Annotated in this window: 23 protein-coding genes; 4 read left to right on the top strand and 19 right to left on the bottom strand. The window is 62.0% G+C overall.

The genetic code is table 11. The features are described 5' to 3' along the window. Positions 1 to 74: 74 nt before the first annotated feature. The 4 genes from ACYQ3S_RS10415 to ylxM form a co-directional block, all read right to left on the bottom strand. Positions 75 to 305, bottom strand: a complete 231-nt coding sequence (locus ACYQ3S_RS10415) for a KH domain-containing protein (protein WP_054327418.1) — start codon at positions 303 to 305, stop codon at positions 75 to 77. Between the two features lie 14 nt (positions 306 to 319). Then, positions 320 to 562 (bottom strand): 30S ribosomal protein S16, encoded by a 243-nt coding sequence (rpsP, locus tag ACYQ3S_RS10410; RefSeq protein WP_054327417.1) that lies wholly within the window; start codon positions 560 to 562, stop codon positions 320 to 322. Between the two features lie 71 nt (positions 563 to 633). Next, positions 634 to 2,007, bottom strand: coding sequence for a signal recognition particle protein (gene ffh, locus ACYQ3S_RS10405; protein WP_459688956.1), 1,374 nt, complete (start codon positions 2,005 to 2,007; stop codon positions 634 to 636). Between the two features lies 1 nt (position 2,008). After that, positions 2,009 to 2,380 carry a YlxM family DNA-binding protein gene (ylxM, locus tag ACYQ3S_RS10400; RefSeq protein ID WP_459688954.1) on the bottom strand — a complete coding sequence of 124 codons (372 nt, stop codon included), beginning with the start codon at positions 2,378 to 2,380 and terminating at the stop codon, positions 2,009 to 2,011. A gap of 196 nt (positions 2,381 to 2,576) precedes the next feature. Between ylxM and yfmF the strand changes: the two genes are divergently transcribed. From yfmF to folD, 4 genes are read left to right on the top strand one after another with little or no spacing between them, the layout of a single operon-like run. Further along, positions 2,577 to 3,860, top strand: coding sequence for an EF-P 5-aminopentanol modification-associated protein YfmF (yfmF, locus tag ACYQ3S_RS10395; RefSeq protein WP_459688953.1), 1,284 nt, complete (start codon positions 2,577 to 2,579; stop codon positions 3,858 to 3,860). Beyond that, the gene (gene yfmH / locus ACYQ3S_RS10390; protein ID WP_459688951.1) at positions 3,857 to 5,122 is read left to right on the top strand and encodes an EF-P 5-aminopentanol modification-associated protein YfmH; all 1,266 of its coding nucleotides are present in this window, start codon (positions 3,857 to 3,859) and stop codon (positions 5,120 to 5,122) included. Before yfmF ends, yfmH begins: the two co-directional genes overlap by 4 nt. Before the next feature lie 30 nt (positions 5,123 to 5,152). After that, positions 5,153 to 6,100, top strand: coding sequence for a prolipoprotein diacylglyceryl transferase (gene lgt / locus ACYQ3S_RS10385; RefSeq protein ID WP_459688949.1), 948 nt, complete (start codon positions 5,153 to 5,155; stop codon positions 6,098 to 6,100). 30 nt (positions 6,101 to 6,130) lie between these two features. Further along, entirely contained in the window at positions 6,131 to 6,982 is an 852-nt protein-coding gene (gene folD / locus ACYQ3S_RS10380; protein ID WP_459688948.1) for a bifunctional methylenetetrahydrofolate dehydrogenase/methenyltetrahydrofolate cyclohydrolase FolD, read from the top strand. A gap of 667 nt (positions 6,983 to 7,649) precedes the next feature. Here the strand turns inward: folD and ACYQ3S_RS10375 are convergent. The 15 genes from ACYQ3S_RS10375 to ACYQ3S_RS10305 form a co-directional block, all read right to left on the bottom strand. Further along, complete coding sequence (locus tag ACYQ3S_RS10375; RefSeq protein WP_459688947.1) at positions 7,650 to 8,591, bottom strand: 1-phosphofructokinase family hexose kinase; 942 nt, start codon at positions 8,589 to 8,591, stop codon at positions 7,650 to 7,652. 127 nt (positions 8,592 to 8,718) lie between these two features. Beyond that, positions 8,719 to 9,489, bottom strand: a complete 771-nt coding sequence (locus ACYQ3S_RS10370) for an esterase/lipase family protein (protein ID WP_459688945.1) — start codon at positions 9,487 to 9,489, stop codon at positions 8,719 to 8,721. 14 nt (positions 9,490 to 9,503) lie between these two features. Beyond that, positions 9,504 to 9,986 carry a 23S rRNA (pseudouridine(1915)-N(3))-methyltransferase RlmH gene (gene rlmH, locus ACYQ3S_RS10365; RefSeq protein WP_459688943.1) on the bottom strand — a complete coding sequence of 161 codons (483 nt, stop codon included), beginning with the start codon at positions 9,984 to 9,986 and terminating at the stop codon, positions 9,504 to 9,506. Continuing rightward, complete coding sequence (locus ACYQ3S_RS10360; RefSeq protein WP_459688941.1) at positions 9,968 to 10,777, bottom strand: MBL fold metallo-hydrolase; 810 nt, start codon at positions 10,775 to 10,777, stop codon at positions 9,968 to 9,970. Before ACYQ3S_RS10360 ends, rlmH begins: the two co-directional genes overlap by 19 nt. Before the next feature lie 72 nt (positions 10,778 to 10,849). Next, positions 10,850 to 12,145 carry a UDP-N-acetylglucosamine 1-carboxyvinyltransferase gene (locus ACYQ3S_RS10355; RefSeq protein ID WP_459688939.1) on the bottom strand — a complete coding sequence of 432 codons (1,296 nt, stop codon included), beginning with the start codon at positions 12,143 to 12,145 and terminating at the stop codon, positions 10,850 to 10,852. Positions 12,146 to 12,302: 157 nt separating this feature from the next. After that, the gene (locus ACYQ3S_RS10350) at positions 12,303 to 13,127 is read right to left on the bottom strand and encodes a two-component system regulatory protein YycI (protein ID WP_459688937.1); all 825 of its coding nucleotides are present in this window, start codon (positions 13,125 to 13,127) and stop codon (positions 12,303 to 12,305) included. Positions 13,128 to 13,163: 36 nt separating this feature from the next. Continuing rightward, positions 13,164 to 14,456: a hypothetical protein gene (locus ACYQ3S_RS10345; protein WP_459688936.1), complete on the bottom strand. Its 1,293-nt coding sequence runs from the start codon at positions 14,454 to 14,456 to the stop codon at positions 13,164 to 13,166. Further along, the gene (locus ACYQ3S_RS10340) at positions 14,453 to 16,234 is read right to left on the bottom strand and encodes an ATP-binding protein (protein ID WP_459688934.1); all 1,782 of its coding nucleotides are present in this window, start codon (positions 16,232 to 16,234) and stop codon (positions 14,453 to 14,455) included. The genes ACYQ3S_RS10345 and ACYQ3S_RS10340 overlap by 4 nt, the downstream gene beginning before the upstream one ends. Positions 16,235 to 16,237: 3 nt before the next feature. Continuing rightward, on the bottom strand, positions 16,238 to 16,936 hold the full coding sequence (locus tag ACYQ3S_RS10335; protein ID WP_054327402.1) for a response regulator: 699 nt from the start codon (positions 16,934 to 16,936) through the stop codon (positions 16,238 to 16,240). 61 nt (positions 16,937 to 16,997) lie between these two features. Continuing rightward, positions 16,998 to 17,537: an NUDIX domain-containing protein gene (locus ACYQ3S_RS10330; protein ID WP_459688932.1), complete on the bottom strand. Its 540-nt coding sequence runs from the start codon at positions 17,535 to 17,537 to the stop codon at positions 16,998 to 17,000. Positions 17,538 to 17,554: 17 nt separating this feature from the next. Next, positions 17,555 to 19,459 (bottom strand): glycoside hydrolase family 13 protein, encoded by a 1,905-nt coding sequence (locus tag ACYQ3S_RS10325; RefSeq protein ID WP_459688931.1) that lies wholly within the window; start codon positions 19,457 to 19,459, stop codon positions 17,555 to 17,557. Between the two features lie 187 nt (positions 19,460 to 19,646). Then, positions 19,647 to 22,094 carry a glycogen/starch/alpha-glucan phosphorylase gene (locus tag ACYQ3S_RS10320; protein ID WP_459688930.1) on the bottom strand — a complete coding sequence of 816 codons (2,448 nt, stop codon included), beginning with the start codon at positions 22,092 to 22,094 and terminating at the stop codon, positions 19,647 to 19,649. A 39-nt stretch (positions 22,095 to 22,133) separates the two neighbouring features. Further along, positions 22,134 to 23,570: a glycogen synthase GlgA gene (glgA, locus tag ACYQ3S_RS10315; RefSeq protein WP_147573793.1), complete on the bottom strand. Its 1,437-nt coding sequence runs from the start codon at positions 23,568 to 23,570 to the stop codon at positions 22,134 to 22,136. Positions 23,571 to 23,746: 176 nt separating this feature from the next. Continuing rightward, positions 23,747 to 24,877, bottom strand: coding sequence for a glucose-1-phosphate adenylyltransferase subunit GlgD (gene glgD / locus ACYQ3S_RS10310; RefSeq protein ID WP_107631494.1), 1,131 nt, complete (start codon positions 24,875 to 24,877; stop codon positions 23,747 to 23,749). Between the two features lie 10 nt (positions 24,878 to 24,887). Then, complete coding sequence (locus ACYQ3S_RS10305) at positions 24,888 to 26,099, bottom strand: glucose-1-phosphate adenylyltransferase (protein WP_459688928.1); 1,212 nt, start codon at positions 26,097 to 26,099, stop codon at positions 24,888 to 24,890. Positions 26,100 to 26,149 lie beyond the last annotated feature (50 nt).

Raw genomic sequence — 26,149 nt, 5'->3', positions numbered from 1 at the left:
CAGCCCTTTCAGGCGCAGCCTGACAAGGGCGTGCCTCGTTTGGAACGGGCGGCGCCCGTTTCAAACGAAGTCCGTCAGTCGAGGATATCGACTGTCACGCGTTTGTTTTCACGATTGCCTGCCGCTTTCATGAGTGTGCGGATTTCCTTTGCGATGCGGCCGTGCCGGCCGATGACGCGGCCCATATCCCCGGGCGCTACGCGCAGGGAATAGGTGACGTTATCACCGTCGATCTCCTCGGTAATGGCAATCGCATCCGGCTCGGAAACCAGATTTTTGACAATATAGGTCAATAACTCTTTCATTTCGTTAGCCTCACTCAATTCAGCACACCGGCTTTCTTCAGGATGCCGCGAACCGTATCGGTCGGCTGCGCGCCCTTCTTGATCCACTCCTGCGCGCGGTCCGCGTCAACATTGACGGTGGCCGGATCGGTCAGGGGGTTGTAGGTACCGATCTCCTCGATGAATCGGCCGTCACGCGGGTAACGGGAATCAGCGACAACGATGCGGTAGAACGGGGCCTTCTTCGCGCCCAGGCGGCGAAGTCTGATCTTTACCATGGTTTCACCTCCTCAATAGAATTTGATCTATTGTAAATTTCTTTACAAACAAAGGGATGGGCCGTTATCAATCAAAACGGCAGCTTCATGTTGCCCAGCCCGCCGAGGCCCGGAAAGCCGCGGCGTTTTTTCTTTCCCTTGCCGCCGCGCGCCATGCTGGTGAGCTGGCGGGTCATCTTCTGCATGGCCTCAAACTGCTTGAGCAGCTTGTTGACCGCCTCCACGCTCAGGCCGCAGCCGGCCGCGATGCGCTTTTTGCGGGAAAAATTGATGATGGAGGGGTTATCCCGCTCCTTGGGCGTCATGGATTGGATGATGGCCTCGGTATGCGCCATCTGCTTTTCGTCTATCTTTGCGCCGGCGAGGGCCTTCGCGTCCACGCCCGGCAGCATGCCGAGCATTTCCTCCATCGAGCCCATGTTTTTCATCTGCTGGAGCTGGCCGAGGAAGTCGGTCAGCGTCAGCTTGCCGGACGCCATTTTCTTTGCGGTTTCCGCCGCCTGCTTCTGGTCGAACGTCTGCTGCGCCTTTTCGATCAGCGTCAGCACGTCGCCCATGCCGAGGATGCGGGAGGCCATGCGGTCGGGATGGAACGGCTCGATATCGCCGAGCTTTTCGCCGGTGCCGATAAACTTGATCGGCTTGCCCGTGACCGCCTTGACCGAAAGCGCCGCGCCGCCGCGGGCGTCGCCGTCCATTTTGCTCATCAGCACGCCGTTGATGCCGAGCGCCTGGTCAAAGGTCTGGGAAACGGTCACCGCGTCCTGGCCGGTCATCGCGTCAACGACGAGGATGATCTCGGTCGGCTTGACGGCCGCTTTGATGTTTTTCAGCTCGTCCATGAGCTTTTCATCGATATGCAGACGGCCCGCGGTGTCGAGAAACACCAGATCGTAGCCGTTTCGTTTGGCATGGTCGATGCCGTGCTTCGCGATTTCGACCGGATCGCCCTGGCCTTCGTCGAACACGGTGATGTCAAGCTGTCGGCCGACGACCTTGAGCTGGTCGATCGCCGCAGGGCGGTATACGTCGCACGCGACGAGCAGCGGCCGGCGCTGCTGCTGCTTGCGCAGCAAGCCCGCCAGCTTGGCGCAGTTGGTGGTTTTGCCCGCACCCTGCAGGCCGACCATCATCACAATGGTGGGTGGGTTGGGCGCGATCGTCAGGCGGGTGGTTTGCCCGCCCAAAAGCGCGATCAGCTCCTCGTTGACGATCTTGATGACCTGCTGCGCGGGGGACAGGCTCTCCAGGATCTCCGCGTCGGTCGCTTTTTCCGTGACCGCCTTGATGAAATCCTTGGCGACCTTGAAGTTGACGTCCGCTTCGAGCAGCGCCATGCGGATCTCGCGCATCGCGTCCTTGACGTCCGCCTCGGTCAGCCGGCCCTTGCTGCGCAGGCCCTTGAATGCGGATGAAATTTTTTCGGTAAGGCCTTCAAAAGCCATATTAAGCCTCCTGCCTAAGCTGGGCGAGCAGCAGCGCCATGCGGGAGGCGATCTCCTCCGCCTCGCTGCTGTGCAGTTTTTCAGCGTTCAGGCTGCGTAAGCGCCCGACCTCGCGCGCCAGCGCTTCCGCGCATTTTTCCGTATCGCCGTAGCGGCTGACCAGGCCGAGGCGGCCCTCCATCTCCTGCAGCGCATGCTCCGCGCGCTTGACAGCGTCGCGCACGCCCTGACGGGTGATGCCCGCGTGCTCCGCGATCTCGGAAAGCGAAAGGTCTTCATTATAATACAGGTCGAACAGCTCGCGCTGTTTTTCCGTGAGCGTCTCGCCGTAAAAGTCGAACAGCAGGCTCATTTCGAGCGGTTTGCCTTTCATCGGCGGGCCTCCCTTGAAACTGTAAAGCGTTATCCCTTTACACCGAACACGCTTATTCTACCGTATAATTGCCGCCCTGTCAAGGGTAAAATAGCAACCGGCACGGATTTGTTCACATAATCTACGTTTGATTCACACTATGAATGATGCTATAATAAAACACGATAGAAAATTTTTTCCGGAAATGAGGCAAAATATGCAACAAGTGACCCGAAAAAAGCTGGGCGCCGGGGTAAATCTTACCTGCGTGACCACGCCGAAATTCAAACGGGCGGTGCTGCGCGCGGCCTTGCTGCTGCCCCTTGGCGGGCCGGACGCCGCGCTGCGCGCCTGTCTGCCGCAGGTTCTGCGGCGCGGCACGGCGCAGCTTCCCGACCTGCGCGCGCTCGGCACAGCGCTCGACGAGCTGTACGGCGCGCGCATAGAAGCCATCGTGCGCAAGGAGGGCGAAACCCTGGTCATCGGCTTCCTGTCCGACTGTATCGACGAGGCCTACGCCCCCGGCGCGGCCGGACTGACCGGCCGTGTCGTCCGCCTGCTGGCCGATCTGCTGTTCGACCCGTATCTGCAGGACGGTGTGTTCTGTCCGGATTACACCGCGGGCGAACGGGACAACCTGATCGACCGGATCGCCGCGCAGAAAAACGATCCCCGCACCTGGGCGCCCAAGCGCCTGACCGAGCTGATGTGCGCGCAGGAGGCCTACGGGCAGCCCGCGCTCGGCACCGCGGAGCAGGCCGGCCGCATCACGGAGAACAAGCTGTATACCGCGTATCTCCGCGCGCTGGAGGAGGCGCAGATCGAGCTGTTTTACTGCGGTACGCTCGCGCCGGAGGCAGTGGAGCAGCTTTTCCTGGACACGCCCCTCGCCCACCGGACCGAACGGCCGTTTTATCTGCCGCACACCACGGTCGCCGCGCAGCCCGCCGGGGACGCGCGCGAGGTCGTGGAGGAGGAGCCGGTGACGCAGGGCAAGCTGTCGCTCGGCTTCCGCACGGGCGGGAGCTGCCTGACCGGCGGCGACCCCGCGGCCTACTGGATGTTCCAGACCATTTACGGCGGCTCGACCAGCTCCAAGCTGTTTGTCAACGTGCGCGAAAAGCACTCGCTCTGCTACTACGCAAGCGCGCAGTTCATCGCCTCCAAGGGCATCCTGCAGGTCAATTCCGGCATTGAAAACAGGGATTTCCCGACCGCGCGGGAGGAGATCCTGCGCCAGCTCGACGCCTGCCGACAGGGCGATGTCACCGAGCCGGAGCTGGAATCCGCCCGAAAAACCCTGGTGACCAACTGGCGCGCCATGCTGGACGACCCGCTCACGCTCGAGCGCTACTGGCTCGGCCAGGCGGCGGCCGGTACGCTGACCGCACCCGAGGACCGCATCCAGCAAACCGAAGCTGTTACGCTCAGGCAGGTGGTCGCCGCGGCGCAGGCGACCACGCTTGACATGGTATACTTTATGAAGGGGGCGGCGCAATGAGCAAGCAATATTCCGCCCTGCGCGAGCGCATGGAAACGCGCACACTGGACAACGGCCTGCGCATCTGCTATCTGCCCAAGGAGGGCTTCAGCAAAACCTTCGCCATCCTGGCCGCCAATTTCGGCTCGGTGGACGCCTCGTTCACCTGCGAGGGCCGGCGCTACGATACGCCCGCGGGCGTGGCGCACTTTCTGGAGCACAAGATGTTTGAAGACCAGGACGGCAACGCCCTGCAGAAATTCGCGCGCACGGGCGCAAGCCCGAACGCCTTCACCAGCCAGACCATGACCGCCTATCATTTTTCCTGCACCGACCGGTTTGAGGAAAACCTCGAGATCCTGCTGAAATTTGTGTTCACGCCGTATTTCACCGAGGAAAACGTGCAAAAGGAGCGGGGCATCATCGGGCAGGAGATCGGCATGATGGACGACACCCCCGGCTGGCAGGCGTTCGTCGGCCTGTTCCAGGGGCTGTACCGCACGCATCCGGTCCGTGTGTCCATCGCGGGCAGCACGGAGAGCATCGCGCAGATCACGCCGGAAACGCTGTACGCCTGCCACCGGGCGTTTTACAGCCCGAAAAACATGGCGCTCGTCATTTGCGGCACCGCGGATTTTGACGAAGCCTGCCGGATTGCCGCGCAGTTCTCCCCGCAGGACGCGCCCGAGATCGGCCGGCGGCACTACGGCACGCGCCGCGAGGCGGTAAACGAGCTGACCGTGACCCGCCGCATGCAGGTATCGCAGCCGCAGTTCCTGCTCGGCTTCAAGGATATCCCGCTGGAGCCGGACGAAAGCCGCCTGCGCCGCAGCCTGCTCGGCGAACTGGCCGTGCGCATCCTGTGCGGCGACAATTCGCCGCTGTATGCCTCGCTTTACGAGAAGCGCCTGATCGGACGGGATTTTGATACCGACTACACGGTCATTCCGGAGGGCGCGGCCGCCATCCTCGGCGGCGAGAGCCGTGATCCGGAGGCGGTCCGCGCCGCGGTCGAGCAGGAGGTCGCGCGCCTGGCGCACGAGGGGGCGGACCATGCGCTTTTCTCCCGCATGAAAAAAGCCGTGTACGGCCTGCACCTGCGCGTGCTGGACGCGCCCGAAAGCTATGCGCGGCAGGAGGTAAGCGCGCTCTTCGCGGGCGAGCACTACCTCGATTTCGCGGCCCTGTTCGACACCATCAGTCCGGACGACGTCCAGGCCATGTTCGCCCGCTGGGCGCGGCGCGACCGCTCCTCCCTTTCGGTCGTCGAGCCGCAGCAGTAAATCAACAAAACAGCAAAGGAAGCAATCATCATGGAACACGTCATCGCATTCCCAGGGCTTGGCCTGGAATTCACCATCAACCGCGTCGCATTCACGGTATTCGGCAAGGAGATCTACTGGTACGGCATCATCATCTGCGCCGGCTTTATCCTGGCCGCGCTCTACCTGAATTTCCGCGTCAAAAAATTCGGCTTCACCTCGGACCACCTGATCGACTGCATGATTATCTGCGTGCCGGTGGGCGTGGTCTGCGCCCGCCTGTACTATGTTGTCTTTGAGTGGGAGTATTACAGCCAGCATCCGGCCGAGATCGTCGCCGTCTGGAACGGCGGCATCGCGATCTACGGCGCGGTGATCGGCGTATTGATCGCCCTGTTCGCCTACAGCCGCTTCAAGAAGCTGTCGTTTGCCGGCCTGTGCGACATGGCCGCGCTCGGCCTGCTGATCGGCCAGTGCATCGGCCGCTGGGGCAACTTCATCAACGGCGAGGCGCACGGCGGCACAACGCTGCTCCCCTGGCGCATGACGATCGACGCGGGCAGTCCGGTACACCCGACGTTCCTGTATGAGTCCCTGTGGAACCTGGTTGGCTTTATCGCCCTGCATTTCATCTCCAAAAAGCGCAAATTCGAGGGCGAGATCGCGCTTCTGTACGTCGCCTGGTACGGCCTGGGGCGCGCCTGGATCGAGGGCCTGCGCACGGACAGCCTGTACCTCGGGCCGATGCGCGTGTCCCAGATTCTGGCCGTGATCAGCTGCGCCGCGGCCATCGTCCTTCTGGTGCGCAAATACAACCGCATTGCGGTCAGCAAAAAATTCTACCAGCCGCCGGCGCCCGTACCGGCGGAAGCCCCGGCGCCGGCGGAGCAGCCTGTTGACAGTGAGAAGCCGGAAACGGCGCCGGAGGACGCCGCGCCCGCGCCGGAGCCTGCGGCGGATGGCAGTCCGGCCGCGGAAAGCGCGCCGGAACAGAAGTGACCCGTTTCCATCATAAGAGGAGGATATGACATGAGTGCAGTAAGAATGGACGGAAAAGCGCTTTCCGCAAAGGTGCGCGGCAGCATCCTGGCGGAGACCGAGGCGCTGAAAGAAAAAGGCGTTACGCCCGGCCTTGCGGTTATCATCGTGGGCAACGACCCTGCCAGCGAGATTTACGTCCGCAATAAAGAGAAAGCCTGCGCCGAATGCGGCTTTTACAGCGAGAAGTATGCGCTTCCCGCGGAAACCTCCCAGGAGGAGCTGCTCGGCCTGATCGCGCAGCTCAACCAAAGCCCCCAGATTTCGGGCATCCTGTGCCAGATGCCGGTGCCGGACCATATCTCCGAGCAGGCGGTGATCGACGCGATCGACCCGAAAAAGGACGTGGATGCGTTCCATCCGGTCAACGTGGGCAAAATCATGGTGGGCAACTTCGACTTTGTCCCCTGCACCCCCGCGGGTGTGATGGAGCTGCTCGATGAATATGGAATCGACCCCAAGGGCAAGGAGTGCGTTGTGGTCGGCCGGTCGAACATCGTCGGCAAGCCTATGAGCATGCTGCTGCTGCACCGGCACGGCACGGTCACGATCTGTCACAGCCGCACCAGCGGCCTTGCGGCGGTGTGCCGCCGCGCGGACATCCTGGTCGCCGCCGTGGGCAAGGCCGGCTTTATCACGCCGGACATGGTAAAGGATGGCGCGGTTGTGATCGATGTCGGCATCAACCGCAACGCCGAGGGCAAGGTCTGCGGCGACGTTGCGCCGGAGGTCATGGAAAAGGCGTCCTATATGACGCCGGTGCCGGGCGGTGCGGGACCGATGACCATCACCATGCTGATGAAGAACACGCTCAAGGCCGCAAAGCTTCAGCACGGTCTTTAAGCTGGAAACAGAGGGCGGTGCGGCGTGCGGCGTTTTATCCGTGGATACAACGCGATGCCGCCCCTCCGTGCGGGGACGGTGCGCCGCCCGGCGCGGGGGCAAAAGGGGAGGACAACCCGCATGGGTTTTCCTCCCCTTTTGAATTCCCTGCTTTCCTTTTTTCGCGGCTGCAGGGCTTGAACGCTTCCGCAGAGCCGGTTTGCGGCATTTGCTCCCGCAAATAAGGGCGCGCTCCGCGCGCAAGGTGGGTCGCGCGTTCCACCTGCCGCCCAGTTGCTGTATCACGGTAAGCACAGCGGCTTCCACCCCAGGGGGGGCGGGGTGACGGCGGCTTTCTCCCCTCCCGCGCGCGCTGTTACGCGCGCATAGACCGTTTGGGACAGGCGGCATCCGTTTTCCCGTCATATCGTCCTAACCTCTACGCGAACAGAGCTCCCGCAACAGCCCCCGTATTTTTTCGGAGCGGTCCTGGTCAGAAATAGGAACGGCGTAGCCGTTCCGGCCTCCGGCCTGCGCATCAGGGAAAAGGGGTGATTGGCAAGAGGGGAGAAACCGTTGGGTTTCTCCCCTCTTGTCCGCCCGCGCCGCGCAGGCGCAGTTTCCCCGCTTGACCAAAGCGGAAACGCAAACGGAGAGGAAAACCGCTTCCTCCCCGTTTTTTATATATTTACAATATGTAGACCTGCGTCGTCTCATAGACCTCGTAGACCTTTTTGAGCGTCGCCATCTCGGTTCCGGCCAGCCGGCTGCTCGCCCGCGCGGTAGCGACCGCGAAACGCGCCATCTCGTCAAACCGCAGGCCCTTGTTCATCGAATTGGCGATCGCGCCGACCATTGCGTCGCCCGTACCGACCGCGCCTTCGTCGTAGATGCGCGGGTTGGTGTTGACGTACAGCGCTTCGTCCTCGCTTTTGGAAACGAACACCGCGCCCTCCTGGCTCATGGAAACACAGACCGTACCCGCGCCCATATCCAGCATCTTGCGCGCGGAAACCAAGACAGCCTCCGGATCGGTCGACGGCTTATCGCCGACCGCCTCCGCCAACTCGAAGATATTCGGCTTGACCACATCGGGTTCGCACTGAAGCGCTTCGAGCAGCAGTTCGCCCTGCGCGTCGATAATCAGCCTGCAGCCGCGTTTTTTGATCGTCTGGCACAGCTTACGGTAATTCTGCATGGAAAAGCCCGGCGGCGTGGAGCCCGCCAGGACAAAAATATTGCCCTTATCCAGATAATTATCCATACGGTCCAGCAGCCGGAGAAAATCCGCGTCTTCCAGCTTGTTGCCTGGTTCATTGACCTCCGTATGCCCGCCCTGCGCGTCGATGATCTGCGTGTTGACGCGCATCTGTCCCGAAATATCGACAAAATCATGGTGGATATCCGCAGAAGTCAGCATATCTTTCATCATGCGGCCGTTTGTACCCGCAGAGAAACCCAGCGCCACGCTGTCCCCGCCCAGCGCTTTGACGGCGCGGGAAACATTGATGCCCTTGCCGCCCGGTTCCAGATAGCTGGATACCGCCCGGTTGAGCTTGCCCACGACCAACGGCTGTTCGATACGCAGCGTGCGGTCGAGCGCGGCATTGAGCGTTATCGTGATAATCATAGGAGCCCCTCCTGAAACAATTTCTCTCTTCTTTCTATTTTACCGAATCGGACAGACAATGTAAATGCTTTTTCGAAATATTCGGGGCAAAACAAAAAGCGGCAGCGTATCCAAAAAACGAAAGCCCCTATAATCCTTTTTCCGCCAGCCCGCGCGCCAGGCTGGTATAAAACCGCTTCACGGAGAAGCCCGGCGCGTCCTTTCGGAACACATCCACCACCTGCTGGTGGGAAACCCCGTCCAGCGTGCCGCGGTACAGGCCCCACCGCGCGGAGGCCGGCGTGACCAGCCCGTCGCTCGCCCCGTGCGCGGGGTAAAACAGGCCGCGCGTCAGCATCATGGCGCCGTCCGAATGCACCGTGCCGATCCGTGTCCCCCAGCTTTGGTAAAACACGCAGTTCGCATCCGGATTGTTCCGATTGAAGCGCGCGAGATATGCCGGCGTGAGCTGCTCGCCCGCACGCAGGGAATCCGGCTTTTCATCGCCGTGCCGCGACCAGTAGGCGTCGTTCCCGCGCGCCCACAGCGCAACGCCCGGGCGGGCGTACAGCAGCAGCTCGGCCACGCGCGAGCCGCGGTTGGGCGTGGACAACATGGAAAGCGACGCGATATACCGCCCGTATCCCATGGTGGAGATCAGATACCGCGCCTCCAGCCCGCCCTTGGAATGGGCGATGATATTCACCCGCCGGCAGCCCTGCTCCCTGAGGACGCGGCGCACCGTGCGCGCGAGCTGCGCCGCGCCGGTCTCGATGCTGCCCCAGGCGTCCTGCCCGCCGAGGTAAACGACGGCGCCTCGGGCGCGCAGCAGATCCGGCACACGCCCCCACGGCGTGTAAAGACCGCCCTGGTCGGTCACCCCCAGCCCGTGCGCCAGAATGATGGGATATCTCGTCATAGCGTCTTTCCCTGTCATTTGTGGTATTTGCCGCCCGCAGCAATATTCAGCGCGCGGTATACCTGCTCCAGCACCATCACGCGCGCCAAATGGTGCGGGAACGTCATGGGCGACATGGACAGGCGCAGCGCCGCGCGCTGCTTGACGCGCTCCGACAGCCCGCAGGAGCCGCCGATCACCAGGCACACCCTGCTGGTTCCGGAAACCGTCAGCCGCCCCAGATAGTCGGCAAGCTGTTCGGACGACATCGGCCGGCCCTCCACGCACAACGCGACCACCGCCGCCCCCTGCGGGAGCTTTTCCTCGATCAGACCGGCCTCTTTCTCAAGCGCCTGCCGCACCTCTCCCGCCGAAGGCACCTGCGGCAGCCGCGCCTCCGGCAGCTCGACGATTTCCAGCCTGCAATACGCGCCGAGGCGTTTCTCATATTCCTTTACCGCGTCCGCCCAGAACTTTTCGCCCAGCTTGCCGACGCAGATCAGCCGGACAGAGAGCATGCTTCTTCCTCCCCGAACAGGACCGGCTCCTCCATGCGCTCGCGCGGCGCGATATGGACCGCGCAGGCGGGCAGACCGCGCAGCGCGGCCCTGGTCTGCTGGAAGGCCAGCTCCGGTATATTGTTTTTCTCGCTCAGATGGGCAAGGATCAGCGTCCTTGTCCCGTTTTTGACCAGATCGGCGGCAAATACCGCGCAGTCCGGATTGGACAGGTGGCCGGCCGGACCGGCCACGCGCATCTTGAGCGGGTACGGGTACGGCCCCGCCTGCAGCATATGCGGGTCGTGGTTGCTTTCCAGCACGACCGTCCCGCAGCCGCGCAGCCTGTCCGCCACGTCGCGCGGCACAAAGCCGAGATCGGTCGCAAACCCGAACCGGCTTTCACCGTGGGACAATATGTAGCCGACGCTGTCCGCCGCGTCGTGCGGCGTTTCAAAGGTCTCAACATCCACGTCCCGCACCCAGAACGCCCCGCCGCTTTCAAATACGTTCAGCCGGTCGCGGCAGAGCGGCTCCTTTTGCGCGAGCGCTTCCGCCGTGCCGCGCGAGGCGAACACCGGCGCGCCCGCTTTCTTCAGGAACATCGGCAGGCCCTTCACATGGTCGATATGCTCATGCGTGAGCAGCACGGCCGACAGGTCGCCCAGCCCCAGCCCGACCGCTGCGAGCGCGGCCGTGATCTTGCGCAGGGACACCCCTAAATCGATCAGAATCGCGGTGCCTCCGGCCACATACAGGCCGCAGTTGCCGGTCGAGCCGCTTGCAATGCTGTAATAATACCGTTCCGCCACTGACTAAACCCCTTTGCTTTCCAAAACAGCGGAGAGGTTGCCCCCTCCGCTGTCTGCGTCATCCTGTTTCTGTTACGCGCGCTCCGCCATGCCCATGGAATCCGGTATCTCCGAACGGTACATATCCGCGCCGAGCGCCACAAATTTTTCCACCAGTGTTTCGTAGCCGCGCTCGATGTTCTGCACCTGCTCGACCTCGGTCACGCCCTTGGCCGCCAGCCCCGCGATAACCATGGCCGCGCCCGCGCGCAGGTCGTGCGCGCGCACCGGCGCGCCCTTGAACTCCTCGACGCCCTCGATAACCGCGATCTTGCCGTCCACATGGATGCTCGCGCCCATGCGCGCCAGTTCCTCGGTATAGCGGTAGCGGCTGTCCCACACGCCCTCGGTGACAATGCTCGTGCCTTCCGCAAGGCAAAGCGCGGTTGTCATCTGCGGCTGCATGTCGGTCGGGAAGCCCGGGTAAGGCATGGTCTTGATGTTGGTGCGCGTCAGGCGGTTCTCCCGCCGCACCAGCACCGAATCGTCGAATTCCGTGACCTCCACGCCCATCTCCTTGAGCTTGGCGGTGATGCACTCCAAATGCTTGGGGATAACGTTTTTCACCAGCACCGAGCCGCCGCACGCCGCGACCGCGGCCATGAAGGTGCCGGCCTCGATCTGATCCGGTATGATGGAATAGCTGCCGCCCTGCAGCCGCTCCACGCCGCGAATCTTAATCACGTCCGTACCCGCGCCCTTGACGTTTGCCCCCATCGCGTTGAGGAAGTTCGCCAGATCGACGATATGCGGCTCCTTGGCGCAGTTCTCCATAATGGTCTGGCCTTTGGCGAGAACCGCGGCGAGCATGATGTTCATGGTCGCGCCCACCGAAACCACGTCAAAATAGATGTGCGCGCCGTGCAGGCCCTCTTCGGGCGCCTCCGCGCGGATATAGCCACCCTTGGGCAGCGTAACCTTGGCGCCGAGCGCCTCGAAGCCCTTGATATGCTGGTCGATCGGGCGCACGCCGCCGAAGTTGCAACCGCCGGGCATCGCGACTTCCGCAAAGCCGTATTTGCCGAGCAGCACGCCGAGCAGATAGTACGAGGCGCGCAGCTTGCGCTCCAGCTCATGCGGCTTGAGGCTCGGGTGCTGGGAATTGCGGATCTCGACCGTCGTCGCGTTCACAAGGCGGATCTGCGCGCCAAGCTCCCGCATGATTTCGAGCTGCAGCGTTACGTCGATGATCTTCGGCACATTTTCGATCCGCACCGGCCCATCCGCCAGCAGCGCCGCCGGCACGATCGCGACCGCCGCGTTTTTTGCGCCCGAAATCGTAACCTCGCCGTTGAGCGTTTTACCGCCGTTGATTACATACTTGGTCAAAATCCACCTACTCCTCACTCTTTGGTCCGCGCGGCCGGCCGGCCGCGGCTGTCAAATACCATACTCTATTTTATGAAAGCGGACGCCCCCGTGGTGCATCCGCGCAAAATTTCACCTATATATTTTACCACAATTTCCGATAAAGGAAAGCCCTTTTTCAATTTTCCTGCTCGAGTATCGTTTTTTTAGCACAATCCACCAAATAATCCCCCGAATCCGTTCCAATCTTCCAAGTGGGCGTCAACTGCAGGCGCCTGCCGCTGTCCGACTGCAGGCGGTAGCCGATGGTCATGCTGGTGATGCGGGTGCAGTCCTGCCCATTTGCCGCGAATGCAAGCAGCGCGTCCGAGGCGACGCAGGCCGTGCCGCTCGCCTGCACGGTCGTATAGGGTGTGCCAAAGCTCCACAGGCCGGAAACGGCGGCGCCGCCCTGCCCGTCGAACCGCAGGGATATCTGCCGGTTGAAAACCGGCAGTCCGGCCGCGGTGCCTGTCATGGTCACGGACAGGCCATCCGCCGTATAAGCCGCGTCGTCCGATGCAAGGCCCCATTTTTCCAGCAGCCGCTGCGCCAGACGCTGCGCCTGCTTTTCCTCCTCCGGCGCCGGCTCTCCGGTCGCGCACTCGCCCTGCAGCCTCCCGTCCGCCTGCCATTCCAGCGAACCGGACGCGCCCTCCAGCAGCACCGCGCCGTCCTCGCGCTCGGTGCGCTCCAGCTCGCCGCCGAGCGCGGCCGCAGCGACCGCCTCCTCGCTGGTGCGGCTGCGGTCGACCGACAGCGTGGGCAGCACCGTGTCCCCGGGCAGGCGGAACGACGCGTCCAGCTCTATTCCGTAGCCAGCGAGCAGCTCGCCCAGATTGGCCTGCAGCTCGCGGACACGCTCCCAGTCCTGCCACTGCTTCACGCCCAGATTACACAAAAGGAACGCATTGACCGCCACCAGAATGACGATCAGTATATTTTTTACCTTACCCCATTGCAAAGCGGCCGTTCCTCCTTTCCCGCCGTGCGCGCCGCATCACAGATAAAACCGGCTAGGCGCAAAATAGTCTCCGTCGCTGCGGTAGGCGACCATCAGGCTGCGCGTTTCCCCCTGCGCGCCCGCCGCCGCCTGCCGCGCGGGAAGCACGGTGCGGCGCACCTCGTCCGCGTGGAAGCGCTGCAGCCGGATAGTCGCGGAGGTGAGCGAGCCGTTTTCAAACACAAAGGTTGCGAAATCGTTGTCCCCCAGCACAGGCACGCCGCCGTACATCTGCAGGAACACCAGCGTCGTGCGGTCGCCGTTGCGCTGCACCGCATAGAGCGAGGCGTGGGTGTCGGTTTCCCCCGCGCGCACCGCCGTGTCCAGGATCGTTCGCGCGCAGTCGAGCTGGGCGTCCAGCGCGGCATGGCCGGCGGCCTCCCCCGCGTCGTAGGCGCGCACCGTGCCGTCCGCGCCCGCCGCGTACTGGATCAGGCCGGCCGCGTTCACGCGCAGCGTGCTCACATCGTCCACAAACACCCGAACGCGGTCGTTCTGCTCGGAATAATAGTTCGCATACGGCGTAAAGCCGAACGCATCGAGCAGATCCTCCAATCCGGTGCCGCTCTGCGGGTCGAACAGGTCGATGTTCCCCGCTTTGAGCAGGGGGAGCGACAGCGTTTCCCGATCAAACAGCAGCGTTTCCGGATAAACCGCATATGCCTCGCCGGAAAACTGGCAGGGCAGGCCGCGGAAGCCCTGCTGCGCGGCGTGCAGCACGCTTTCGTCCGCGTCCGCCGCGGCGGCATACAGCGCGCCCGTATCCGTGCGCACGAACAGCCGGCCGCTGCCCGCCGTATAAACCAGCGTCTCCACCGCCAGATCGCTCTGCCAGGAGCCGCCCATCCAGCCGGCTGCAACGCTCAGCGGAATCGCGCCGTGATAGCGCAGCAGCGCGCAGTCCCCGGCCCGCAGGGCCGCGACCAGCTCCGCCTCTTCCGCCTGCTCCAGCTCTCCGTCCGACAGCACCGCCGCCCACAGCGGGCGGACCGCTTCCAGGCCCGCATCGATGTCGGTCAGGCTGTACTGCACGCCGTAAAGCTGTCCGTCCGTGGTCAGCGCGAGCTGCGCGGGCTCGGCCGCCGCCACGCCGGACGAGCGCAGCTCGTACCCGACCGCGCCGCCGAACACATGGTCGTACGCGCGCCGCAGCAGGTTGTCCGCCGGCATCTGGTCGACGTTCATGCCCGCCAGCCAGTTGGCCGCGCAGAGTATGCCCAGCAGCAGGACCAGCACGATCAGGGAAACGTTTTTCGCGGTGTTTTTCACCGAATGTCCGGCCTGGTTCATACCGGCCCCTCCTCGCGATTCGGGGTGAGGTCGGTCGGCAAGGTGATGGTCACGGTCGTACCCTTGCCATATTCGCTGGCCAGCGCGATCTTGCCCTCGTGCTGCTCCACGATCTCCTTGGCGATCGCCAGGCCCAGGCCGGTGCCGCCCGCCTCACGGCTCCTTGCCTTATCCACGCGGTAGAAGCGCTCGAACAGGCGCGGCACGTCCGCCGCCGGAATACCCACGCCATCGTCCTCCACCGTGATGCGCACGCGGTTGGCTCCGGCCGTGCGCGCGGACAGGCGCACATGGCCGCCCGCCGGCGTGTATTTGACCGCATTGGACAGGATGTTCACCACAACCTGCTCGATCCGCTCGCGGTCGCCCACGATCTGCGGCAGGTCGTCCGGCGTATCCACGGTCAGCTCATGCCCGCTGTCCTCCGCCGTGAATTTCATGGCGTTGGCCACGTTTTTCAGCATATCCCCCAGCGGGAAGCGCGTCATGCGCAGCTCCATCCGGCCATAGTCCAGCTTGGACAGTGTCAGCAGGTCGGTCACGATGCGCGCCATGCGCTCGGACTCGCTGGAGATCACGCCGAGGAACTGCTTTTCCGTATCGATCGGGATGTCGCCCGCCGCGTCCAGCAGCGTTTCGGTATACGAGCGGATATTGGTCAGCGGCGTGCGCAGCTCGTGCGATACGTTCGCCACAAACTCGCGGCGCGCGTCGTCCAGCCGGCGCTGCTCGGTGATATCGTGGATAACCGCGATCACGCCGCCCTCTCCGTCCAGCGCGCCGTACGGCGCGAGCGTGACCGAAAGCACGCGCCCGAAGCGCGTGATTTCGCTGGTCAGGAACGACCGCATGGCGGTCTCGTCCGAATTGGGCATATCCAGGTCGGCGAACATTTCGTCGAACGTCAGGCCGTCCTCCACCCGCACGCCCAGCAGACTTTCGGTCGCCGGATTCATATGGATGAGCCGGCCCGCGGTCGTGAACGCCGCCACGCCGTCCGTCATATGCAGGAACAGGGTGTTCAGCTTGTCGCGCTCGCCCTGCACCTCGCCGACCGTGTTCTTGAGCTGGCCCGCCATGTAGTTGAACGAGCGCGTCAGCTCGCCGATCTCGTCCGAGGACTGCACGCCCAGCTCCTGATCGAAGTTGCCCTCCGCGATCGAACGGGCGCCCTCGGTGATGCGCTCGATCGGGGTGGTGATGGTTTTGGAAAGCAGAAAGGAAAGCAGGATGGCCGCGAGCAGGCCGAACATCATCGACTGCATGACGATCTGGAAGAACCGCCAGGACATGTCCGACACCTCGCGCTTGTCATCCGCAATGTACACAATATAATCGACCTGGTCGCCGTCCCCCGCGCGGATCGGGACCGCGACGTCCATCACGCTGTCCGCGACCGACGAGCGGGTACCCGTCTCCCCCGCCATCGCCGCGACGACGTTGCTTGTCCGCGTGAACGAGGCTTCGCGGAGCGCGTTTGAGCTTGCCAGCACGCGCCCCTGGCTGTCCAGGATGTAGTAGGTACGGTAATTATCGATACCGAGCTGCCCCTCGTAGCTGTCCACGACCGTCTGGATATCCGTTGTGCCTGCCTGGGCCGCGTTTTCGAGCGACTGCATCACATCCGCCTGGTTGAACACGTTCTGCATATCCTCATAAAAGCTGTCGATATAGAACGTGCTGACGCTGTTGATCAGGAACGTACCCACCACGGCCATGACCGAAACGATCATCAGCACCAGGATCAGCACGAGCTTCATGTGTAAGGATCGAAACATAGCTTACTCCCCGTCGGCAAAATAGTAGCCCATGCCCCGCTTGGTCATGATGTGCCGCGGGCTTGCGGGCTGGTCCTCCACCTTTTCGCGCAGGCGCCGGATCGCGACGTCCACCGCGCGCAGGTCGCCGTAATATTCATAGCCCCATACCTGCTCCATCAGCTCCTCGCGCGAAAAAACGCGCCCCGGCGCCGCGGAAAGAAAGCACAGGATGTCGAATTCACGCGCCGACAGCTCCAGCGGGCGTCCGTTTTTGTACACCATGCCGTTGTCCTTGGAAATACGCAGCCCGCCGCCGGACGGCAGGGGCGCTTTTTCCCGCTCCTCGCCCGACACCGTGCGGCGCATATTGGTTTTGACGCGCGCCATCAGCTCGCGCATGGAGAACGGCTTGGTGATATAATCGTCCGCCCCCAGCTCAAGCCCCATGACCTTGTCGGTCTCCTCCTCGCGCGCGGTCAGCATGATGATCGGCGTGTTGTGGAATTTTTCGCGCACACGTTTGCAGACCTCGAAGCCGTCCATGCCGGGCAGCATCACGTCGAGCAGGATCAGGTCGGGCGCGTCCTCCAGCGCGTGCCGCAGGCCCTCCGTCCCGTCGTATGCCACGATGGTATCATAGCCCTCGCGCTGCAGGTTGAACACCAGGATATCCGCGATGGCCTTTTCATCCTCCACCACGAGGATCGTTTTCTTTTCCATAGATTCCTCCTTTTCAGAGGGTGGGTTACGCGGGAAACCGCCGGTCCGCCGGTTTCCGTTCTTACAGCAGGCCTTTCAGCCTTGCGCGGTACATCGCGACAATGGTTTTCGCGTCGCGTATCTCATCCCGCGCGATCATGGCCTCCACCTCGGCGATGGGCAGGCGCACGACTTCGACGAATTCGTCCTCGTCCGGCTGCATCTCCCCCTCGGTCAGGTCGAGCGCCGCGAACAGATGCACCACCTCGGTCAAAAAGCCGGGCGAGGGGTACTGCGCGCCGAGCGGCACGATGCGGCCGGCCGTGCAGCCGGTCTCCTCCTTCAGCTCCCGCGCGCCGCACGCGGCGAAGTCCTCCGCCCCGTGGTCGAGCTTGCCGGCCGGTATCTCCAGCAGCTCGGTATCATACGGGTAGCGGAACTGCCGCACCAGGATGACGTTGCCCGACCGGTCGACCGGCAGCACACCCACGCCGCCGACATGCTCGCACACCTCGCGCCGCGCCATCCTGCCGTTTGGCAGCAGGACCTCGTCCAGCCGCGCTTTCATGATCTTTCCCTCAAAAAAATACTGGTGGGAAAGCTGTTTTTCTCTCATATCCATCTTTTATGCTCCCTTTCTCACGGCGTGCCGAAGCAGCGCAGAATATAGGCGGTTTCCGGCGGCACCGTGACATGAACGCCGCGGCTGTCCGCGCGGTCGAACTCCGCCCCGTCCAGCATATCGACCGCATAGACCGCGCGCGCATGGGTGCGCACCGCATGGTGGCCGCGGTTGACCAGGATCAGCAGGCGGGAATGCTCGGTCTCCCGCTCGTACTGCAGCAGCGCGCCCTCGCAGTGGAGGAAACGCAGCCCGCCGCGCGCGAGCGTGTCGCTGTCCGCGCGCAGCGCGCACAGCTTGCGGTAAAAGCCCAGCAGCGTGCGGTCCTCCGCGCCCCACGGATAGGTACGGCGGTTGAACGGGTCCTCAAAGCCCTGCCGCCCCGCCTCGTCCCCATAGTAAATGGTGGGCGAGCCGGGCATGGTGAACTGGATGACCGCGGCCAGCCGCAGCCGGCGCTGCGCGCTTTCCAGCCGGTCGGGCGGGAGCGCATAATGCGCGCGCCCGTCGCGGTCCATGTGCCACTCCTCCTCGGACACGCCGAGGATGGTCAGCGCACGCGCGGTATCGTGCGTGCCGATCACATTCATCAGGTTATAAAATACATCGCGCGGATAATTTTCGCGGATGCACTCCATGGTTTCCGCGAAATGCTCGGCCGTGCCGCCGTTCAGGAACGCCAAAATCGCGTCGCGCAGCGGGTAGTTCATGACCGAGTCCAGCTCGCCGCCCTGGAAATACCGGCGGCGCTCGGAATAGGCGATTTTGTTGGAGGCGTCCTCCCACACCTCGCCAATGATGAGCGCATCCGGCTTTTCCTGCTTGGCCGCCGCGTTCAGGCGCCGGATAAAGGCGTCCGGCAGCTCGTCGGCCACGTCCAGCCGCCAGCCGGAGGCGCCCAGGCGCAGCCAGCGGCGAATAACGCTGTCCTCGTTGTCGATGATATAGTCGAGATAGCTCTCGTCCATCTCGCGCACCTGCGGCAGCGTATAAATGCCCCACCAGGAGCCGTATTGGTCCGGCCACTGCTGAAAATCAAACCAGCGGTAATAGGGCAAGTCCTGCGACTGGTGCGCGCCCACGCTGTCATACCGGCCGCGGCCGTTGAAATAGCGGCTGTCGTAGCCCGTGTGGTTGAACACACCGTCCAGCACGACGCGCATGCCGCGCGCCGCCGCCTCCGCGCACAACGTCCGGAAATCCTCCTCGCTGCCGAGCAGGGGATCGACGCGCTTGTAGTCGCCCGTATCATAGCGGTGGTTGGAATACGCCTGAAAGATCGGGTTGAAATAAATCGTGCGCACATGCAGGCTCTCGAGGTAATCCAGCTTTTCGATCACACCGCGCAGCGTGCCGCCGAAAAAGTCGTTATTGAGGATCTCGCCGTTCCCGTCCGGCTGATAAACCGGAATGTCGTCCCAGTTCTCATGCAGCACGCGCGGCGCGACGCCCTCGCCCTCGGGCTGGACGGGCATCCTGTCCCGACAGAAGCGGTCCGGAAAGATATTGTAGGTGATGCCTTCCCCAAACCAGGAGGGCGGCCGGTACGCCGGATCGTAAACCGTGAGCTGGTATTTGTCCCCCAGGGTGTCCAGAATCTCGCAGCGGCCGCCATAGCCGCGCATGGCGTACACCGGACCGTCCGAGCCGTCTACCGTGAAGTAGTACCAGTATAGCCCCGCGTGGTCGGGCGTGAACGACGTGCTGTACCGGTCCCGCGCGCCGGCCAGCCCGTACCAGCGCATCGGGAACGCTTCCGGCTGTCCGCCGTCCTCCTCGACCCACAGCGTCACATACTGGATGCCGTGCTCGCGCCTGGGATAAACAGAAAACTCGACCGTTTCCCCTGCCTTTACCGCGCCGTAGGGATTCTTGCAGGCAAGCTCACGGGAGTGGAACATACAATCGGGAATGGCTTTCAAAAACAGTTCCCCCAAACATAAAAACTCTTTATATAGTATAGCACAAAACGGCCTGCCGGTAAACAGAAAACGGCCTGTACGGTCGTTTTGTTCACAATCTCTTCACTATTTGCCGCGAGCGCGGCGCTCTCTCCCACGGGAAAAAAGGGGCTGCCCGCGGGCAGCCCCTTTCCCTTTGTTGTGTTTTTTAGAATGCAAAGTTTGTTTTGACGCGCCAGATATTCTGCGCATATTCCGCGACCGAGCGGTCCGCGGCAAAACGGCCGGAATTGGCAATATTCATCAGGGACATATAGTTCCAGTTCTCCGGCCGGCGGTACATCTCGCCCACGCGCTCCTGCGCGACCGCGTAGGAGGAGAAGTCCTTCAGGCTCATATACCGGTCGGCCGGACCGCCGTTGCCGCCGTGCAGCAGCAGGTTCGCCAGGTCGGTATAATCCACCCCGTCGCCGAAGCCGTGGATCATATGGTCCATCACGCGCTTGATGACCGGATCGTTCTGGTAGATCAGCATCGGCTCATAGTTGCCGGAGGCGGCGAGCGCCTCGGCCTCGGGCGTTTCCATGCCGAAGATGAAGATATTCTCGCGGCCCACGGCCTCGCAGATCTCCACGTTCGCGCCGTCCATCGTGCCGATGGTCAGCGCGCCGTTCATCATGAACTTCATGTTGCCCGTGCCGGAGGCTTCCTTGCCCGCAATCGAGATTTGCTCGGAGATCTCCGCGGCCGGCATAATCATCTCCGCCAGGGAGACCTTGTAATCCTCGATGAACACAACCTTGAGCTTATCCCCGATATCCGGATCGTTGTTAATCATATTGGCGATCGAATGGATGAGCTGGATGGTCTTTTTCGCCACCGCATAGCCCGGCGCGGCCTTGGAGCCGAAAACAAACGTGCGCGGCACGAAGTCCATGCCCGGGTTATCCTTGAGCTTGTGGTACAGCGAGATAATATGCAGAATGTTGAGCATCTGGCGCTTGTACTCATGCAGTCGCTTGACCTGCACGTCGAAGATCGAGTCCATGTTGACCTCGATGCCGTTATGCTCCTTGATATACTCCGCCAGGCGCAGCTTGTTGTCGCGCTTGATCTGGCCGAGCTGGGCGAGCAGCGCCTTGTCCTCGCCGTAGTTAGCGAGCACCTGCAGCTCGGAGGGGTGCTTGCGGTAGCCCTTGCCGATCTTGCTCTCAATCAGCGCGGCCAGCTTCGGGTTGGCCTCGCACAGCCAGCGGCGGTGCGCGATGCCGTTGGTGACGTTGCGGAACTTCGCCGGATAGATCGTGTAGAAGTCCCTGAACACGCGCTCCTTGAGGATATCCGAATGCAGCGCGGACACGCCGTTGATCGAGAACGAGCCGGCGATGGCCAGATGCGCCATACGGACGATCCCGTCCGACACGATGGCGAGCCTGGAGATCTTCTGGAAGTCGTTCGGGAAGTAATTCCACAGGTCCCGACAGAAGCGCTCGTTGATCTCATGGATGATCTGCATGATGCGCGGCATCAGCTCCTGCATAAGCGATACCGGCCAGCACTCCAGCGCCTCGGGCATGACCGTATGGTTGGTATAGGCGACCGACTGGCTGGTGATGTTCCACGCGTTTTCCCAGGACATATCGTTATCGTCCATCAGAATACGCATCAGCTCAGGGATGACCAGCGTCGGATGGGTGTCGTTGATGTGCAGCACATGCTTGTGCGCAAAGTTGGCGAGCGTGCCGTACTTGGCCTTGTGCTTGGCGCAGATATCCTGCAGCGTGGCCGAAACCAGGAAATACTGCTGCTTCAGGCGCAGGGACTGGCCCTCGCGGTGGTTATCCTCCGGATACAGGACCATGGAGATCGTCTCCGCCATGGCGTGCTTTTCCAGCGCCTTGAGGTATTCGCCGGAGGAGAACAGCTTCATATCCAGCGCGATCGGGCTTTTCGCCTCCCACAGGCGCAGGCGCGCGATGTTGCCCGTATCATAGCCCGAGATCGGCATATCGTACGGCACCGCCAGCACCGGCGTGTAATCGTGGTATTCCACGACCAGCTTGCCGGTTTCGTCAAAATGGGTGTCGATCGTGCCGCCGATCTTGACCTCGCGGGTATCGTCCATGGCCGGTATCTGCCATACGTCGCCCGAGGCGAGCCAGGAATCCGGCAGCTCCACCTGCTGCCCGTCCTCGATCTTCTGCTTGAAGATGCCGTGCTCATAGCGGATGGAGTAGCCCGTGCCGCGCACGCCCGTGGTGGCCATACCGTCCATATAGCAGGCGGCCAGGCGGCCCAGGCCGCCGTTGCCGAGGCCGGGGTCGGCCTCCTGCTCGAAGATATCGGCCATCTCGTAGCCCATTTCCTTGAGCGCCGCGGTCAATTCGTCCAGCATGCCCAGGTTATAGGCGTTGTTGCGCAGGCTGCGGCCGACAAGAAATTCCATGCACAGGTAATGCACCTGCCGCTCCCCATAGTTCTCAACCTCGTTCTGGGTCTGGATCATATGCTCGGTCAGCGCGTCGCGGACAACGAGCGCGCAGGCTTCGTAAATCTGATCCTTGGTGGCGTCCGCCACTTCGCAGGCAAAATGCCGCTGCAGCTTGCCGGCGATGGCCTCTTTCAGCGCATTCTTGGTGTACAGGTTCTTTGGCATGGTATCTCTTGTCTCCTCACTTAATTTGCTTTGCGGGTTTTACCACCCCAGGGCAGAGTGGTAAACCTCTATGTATTTATCAGCCGAGCTGCCCCAGCTGAAGTCGCTCTTCATGCCCTGGAGCATCAGTTTGTTCCACGCGGGCTTGTTATAGCGGAACACGCCGCAGGCCTCGCGGATCACATGCAGCATGTCATGCGCGTTATAGCTGGCGAAGGTGAAGCCGTTGCCCGTGCCGGCGTAATCGACAAACGCCTGCACGGTGTCCTTCAGGCCGCCGGTCTCGCGCACGATCGGGATGGTGCCGTAGCGCAGCGAAATCATCTGCGCCAGCCCGCACGGTTCGAATTTGGACGGCATCAGGAACATGTCGCAGCCGCCGTAAATGCGGTTGGCCAGGTCGCCCGAGAACATGATGGACGCGGAGATCTTGGCCGGATAGCGGCGCTTGGCCTCCAGGAACATCTGCTCGTACCGCCAGTCGCCCTTGCCCAGCACGATCAGCCGCAGGTCGTCGGACAGGATATCGTGCAGCACAGCTTCGATCAGGTCCAAGCCCTTCTGGTCCACAAAACGGGTGACCATGCCGATGACCGGCGTGTTCTCGTCGCCTTCCAGGCCGCAGAGCTTGAGCAGCTCGAGCTTGTTGACCGTCTTGTCCTCCGGATTGCGCGGCCCGTAGTTTTTGAACAGCTTGGGGTCGGTTTCCGGATTGAACGCATCCATATCGATGCCGTTGAGGATGCCGTGCAGCTTGTAGCTGTTCATGCGCAGCACGGAATCCAGGCGGTAGCCGTAATACTCGGTCTGTATCTCGGCCGCGTAGGTGGGCGAAACCGTCGTGACCGCGGTGGAGGCCACGATCGCGGCCTTCATCAGGTTGACGTCCCCGTCCATCGCCATGAAGCCGGAGCGGAAATGCGCGTCGTCGATGCCGAGCACATACTCGAGGATCTCGCGGCCGTAGCGGCCCTGGTACTGGATGTTGTGGATGGTGAACACGGTCTTGATATTCTCATAGAAGGGGCGCGCGGAGAACATCAGGTTATAGTACACCGGCACCAGCGCGGATTGCCAGTCGTTGCAGTTGATGACGTCCGGCTTCCATTCCAGGTCGGGCAGCACCTCGAGCACCGCCTTGGAAAAATAGGCGAAGCGCTCCGCGTCGTCATACTCGCCGTAGACCTGGCCGCGGGCGAAATAGTACTCGTTGTCGATGAAATAGAAGGTCACGCCGTCCGACTCATAGCGGAACACGCCGCAGTACTGGTTGCGCCAGCCCAGGCGCACATAGGCGTTTTTCAGGTAATAGAATTTTTCCCGCCATTCCTGGCCGATCGACGAATACAGGGGGCAGAACACGCGCACGTCGTGTCCCTTTGCCGCGAGGGCCTTGGGCAGAGAGCCCGCGACATCGCCCAAGCCGCCGGTTTTTACAAACGGGGCGCATTCGCTGGTAACGTACATGATTTTCATAAGAGCCGAGCCTCCCCAATAGGCGGCGCGAAAGCGGGGAGAGGCCCCCGCTTCCGTACCTCGGTATTTTCATTATACTAAATTCTGTCTCCCTGCAATATAGGGAAATTCAACGAACATTTCTTGCTTTACAGCCTCATTTTGGCCTTTTTGTCATGGTTTTAACAATTTCTTAATCAAACCGTGGCGTTTTTGGCAATCGTGATCGGGTAGTTCTCATGGCCCATCATGGTGCGTCCGTTGCGGACAATGACGTTGCGGTCCGTGATCACATGGCGCAGCGACGCGTCGGACAGGATGCGCCCGCCCTCCATGATGATGCAGTCCTCGACCTTGGCGCCCTTTTCGATCACCACGTCGCGGAACAGGATGCAGTTTTTCACATAGCCCTCGATCGTGCAGCCGTCCGCGATCAGGCTGTCCTCCACCTCGGCCTTGTCGCCGTAATACGCGGGCGCCTCGTCCTTGATGCGGGTCAGGATCGGGCGGGTGCGCAGGAACACCTCGTCCCGCACCTCCTTATCGAGCATATCCATATTCGAGCGGAAATAATCGAACGTATCCTCGATCTTGACCGCGTATTCGTTGAACAGGTAGCCGGCGACCGTGCCGTCCATCTGCGCGCGGGTCAGGAACTCGCGCTCGAAGTGGATGCAGTTGTGTGTAACGCAGTCGGAGAGCATGTGGATGAGGTACTGGCGGCTCATCACATAGATGCCGAGCGAGGTGTGCTTGCACTTGCCCTCGTTGGAATCGCCCACGCGGATATCAACCGCCTCCTTTTTGCGGTTCAGCTCAACATAGGTCGCATACGGGGAATCCTTCTGCTTCTTGGTGCAGACCATGGTCAGGTCCGCGCCGGATTTGATATGCCGGTCGAGCACGTCGTCCAGCGGGACGTTGGCAACGATATCGCCGTCCGCTACCACAACGTAATCCGCCTTGTTTTTCTGCAGGAAATCGACCGCGCCAGCCAGCGCGTCGATCTTGCCGCGATACTCGCCGGTCACGAGCGGCGAGGCCTTGCGCGCATACGAATACGGCGGCAGCAGGGTGACGCCCGAGTTCTTGCGGGACAGGTCCCAGTCCTTTGCGTTGCTGATGTGGTCGATCAGGGACTGATACTTGTCCTTCATCAGCACGCCGATGCGGTAAATTCCGGAATTAACCATATTGGACAGCATAAAATCGATGATGCGGTACCGGCCGCCCCACTGCACCGCGCCCACCGTGCGGTGCTCGGTGATCTCACGCAGATCGTTGTCATTGTCAAACGCAATGATGATGCCTAAAACACTGTTCATCATGTCCGCCCCCTTAAATCATGTCCGGCAGGTCTTCGTCTGCCATTTCCTTCGCTGCCAGCTTGGCGCCGCGCCCGATGCGCACGCCCTCCGCGACAACGGCAACGCCCCATTTTTCCACGTCGCCATCCGACGGGCTGCCGCCGACAACCGCGTCCTTGGCGATCACGGCGTTCTCCGCCACGATCGAATACTGCACGGTCGCGCCCTCTTCCACAACCGCGCCCGGCATGAGGATGGAGTACTCGACCTTGGCGCCCTTGGCGATCTTCACGTCCGAGAACAGCACGGATTCGGAAACGTCGCCCGCGATCTCACAGCCCTCAGAAAGCAGCGTATGCTTGACGACCGCGTCCTTGGCCGTAAAGTGCGGGGGCGAGCCCGTGGTGCGGCCGTAGATCTTCCAGCTGTCGTCCTTGAGGTTGAGTCCGGAATTCGGCGAGAGCAGGTCCATGTTGGCTTCCCACAGGGATTCGATCGTGCCGACGTCCTTCCAATAGCCCTCGAACCGATAGGAGACCATCTTCTCCCCGTTGCCTAGCATGGCCGGAATGATATCCTTGCCAAAGTCGTTGGAGGACTTCTTGTTCTCCTCGTCCTCAATCAGATACTGGCGCAGCTTTTTCCAGGAGAAGATATAGATGCCCATGGACGCCAGCGTGGACTTCGGGTTCTTGGGCTTTTCCTCGAATTCGTAGATCGTGCCGTCCGGCTTGCAGTTCATGATGCCGAAGCGGGACGCCTCGGCCAGCGGCACGTCCAGCACCGCGATGGTCGCGTCCGCGCCGGTCTGCTTGTGCTGCTGCAGCATCTTGTTGTAGTTCATCTTGTAGATATGGTCGCCCGAAAGGATCAGCACATATTCGGGGTCATACTCGTCGATAAACGCGATGTTCTGGTAGATCGCGTTCGCCGTACCCTTGTACCACTCGGACACCTTGCCCTTCTGGTACGGCGGCAGGACGTACACGCCGCCGCGCAGGCGGTCGAGGTCCCAGGTCTGGCCCGAACCGATATAGGCGTTGAGCACATGCGGCTCGTACTGCGTGAGCACGCCCACCGTATCAATGCCCGAATTGGTGCAGTTGGACAGCGGGAAGTCGATGATGCGGTACTTGCCCCCAAACGGTACCGCGGGCTTGGCGACGTTCTTCGTCAGCACATACAGGCGGCTGCCCTGTCCGCCTGCGAGCAGCATGGCCACGCATTCTTTTTTCCGATACATTGATGACTCTCCTTTTTCTGCGGTTTACTCTATATATGCCGTGGGAACGG

It is taken from the genome of Agathobaculum sp. TL06, assembly GCF_054658635.1.
Note: the sequence above shows the minus strand (reverse complement) of the source record. Positions and strands in the feature narration are given on the sequence as shown.